General features: G+C 42.1%; 2 protein-coding genes and 1 pseudogene. All 3 read left to right on the top strand.

What is annotated here, in order from left to right; translation table 11 throughout:
• The coding region (locus Q0369_RS10910) for a hypothetical protein (RefSeq protein ID WP_298099863.1) at nucleotides 1-218 on the top strand (218 nt) is incomplete at its 5' end.
• Entirely contained in the window at nucleotides 215-751 is a 537-nt protein-coding gene (locus Q0369_RS10905; protein WP_298099860.1) for a hypothetical protein, read from the top strand. The genes Q0369_RS10910 and Q0369_RS10905, both read left to right, overlap by 4 nt.
• A gap of 453 nt (nucleotides 752-1204) precedes the next feature.
• Nucleotides 1205-2072, top strand: a pseudogene (locus tag Q0369_RS10900) (RNA degradosome polyphosphate kinase); the annotation flags it as partial.

Genomic DNA, 2072 nt, shown 5'->3' with positions numbered 1-2072 from the left:
AATATTGCATGGGGCTAGGTTGGGAAGATATAGAATTTAACGGCAATATACAAAGGGCAATTAGGAGTTTTGAAAAAGTCTGTGATAGCAAGCTAAAGGATAGCGAGCCTTTTTGTAGAATGAATGAGGAATTAAAGAGCTGTTTAAAAGATAAAGAATGCAATCCGATAATAAAAGGCAAAGCTCTTTTAAAAAGAACTGTAGAGGAGCTGAAATGAGAAGTATTAGCGTTATATTCTTATTGATTATGATATTGTCGTATCCATTATCAGCCAAATCTACAGCAGAGGAACAAAATCTTTATAACGAATGCGATAAAGGAAACGGCAAATATAGCTCATGCACTAAACTAATAGAAATTTTATCTAAAAAATGCGATAGCGGTAATATGGAAAAATGCGATGATTTGGGCTATGTTATGGGTTTAGAGCTCGGTATGCGTGAAGCGGCTTTTGTGCCCTTAGAAAAATCTTGCAAGGCAGGTATTGCAGCCTCTTGTTTTAACCTAGGAATTCATGATATTGCGATAAGAGGCAATGTCAAAAGAGCGGCACATAATTACACTATAGCTTGCGAAAAGTATTCAGAGCACTTGGAAAAAGAAAGAATATTTAAACTAAAATCTTGCGCGCTAAAGGTGGCTTTAGAAAATTGCTTACGAGATGAGGAAGAGCACGATCCCGTAAAGTGCGCGAAAAAAGTCTTTTGGGAAATAAGTGATAAATACGACGCAAATTCAACCAAGGAGTAAAAGATGGCAAATCCAAAGAGGGGGAAAGAGCGATAATGAAAGAATTCTATCCCGTAATTTTGGCGCCTTTAATAACGCAAGCCTCGGCAGAGCGTAACCAAAGCGCAGCCGCTAGCAAAGAGATAAAATTTACGTCGTTTTCTGATTTAAATTTATATTGTTTACGAAGGCTGAAATGAAAGCGTTATTTTAACTCGCAATAAAACAAGCGTGCAAATGGGTGCTTGATATGAGCGAGGAGGAGAAAGAGCAAATTTTATATTTGAGGCGGTATTTAAAGCTGAGCTGCAAAGACGGCAATGCGCAAATGTGCAAGGATTTAGAAAAAAGAGGGAATTAGGGCAGAATTTTAAATACTAAATTGCCCCACTTGCAAGCTCATGAAATTCGGACTTTAAAATTTAATCTTAATTGGGCTATAATCTTAGAATTAATATTCAAAAAGGAGTTTTTATGCAAACACAAAATAATTTTATAAACCGCGAGCTAAGCTGGCTACGCTTCAATACCCGCGTGCTGGAACAATGCAAAAAGGATATCCCGCTAATTGAAAAATTAAAATTTCTAGCGATTTACAGCACGAATTTAGACGAATTTTATATGATCCGCGTGGCGGGCTTGAAGCAGCTTTTTACCGCCGGCGTTATAACCAGCGGCGATGACGAGATGACGCCTCTTGAGCAGCTGCGCGCGATCCGCTCCTATCTAAGAAACGAACAAACCGAGCTTGAGCAGCAGTATTTCGGTATCCAAAAAGAGCTTTGCAAAAACGGGCTTTTTATCAAAAGCTACGACGAGTTGCAGCCCGAGCTGAAGCCGGTGGCGGACGAGTTTTTTTTCTCGCAGATAATGCCCGTCATCGTCCCGATCGCAGTGGATGCGACCCATCCTTTCCCACATCTAAACAATCTCAGCTTCTCCCTCGCAGTCAAGCTCTGCGACGAGGGCGCGCCCGAGTCGGTGCATTTCGGGATGATTAGAATTCCACGCGTGATCCCGCGCTTCGTGCAGGTGGCGCAAAATACCTACGTGCCGATCGGCACCATCGTAAAACGCCATGCGGAAGAAATTTTTCCGGGCTACAAGCTCATCAGCTCCGCAGCCTTCCGCGTCACGCGAAACGCAGATATCGTGATCGAGGAGGAGGAAGCGGACGATTTTATGATGATTTTAGAAGCGGGGCTTAAACTGCGCCGCAAAGGGGCTTTCGTGCGGCTTCAGATCGAAAAGGACGCCGATGCCGAGCTTTTAGAATTTCTAAATTCTCATCTTAAAATTTTTTACAAAGATATATATGAATGCGCCGTGCCGCTTACGCTGG

Origin of the sequence: uncultured Campylobacter sp. (assembly GCF_938030685.1) — a bacterium.
Taxonomy (GTDB): domain Bacteria; phylum Campylobacterota; class Campylobacteria; order Campylobacterales; family Campylobacteraceae; genus Campylobacter_B.
The sequence above is the reverse complement of the archived record's forward strand: the minus strand, read 5'-3'. Positions and strand labels throughout refer to the sequence as shown.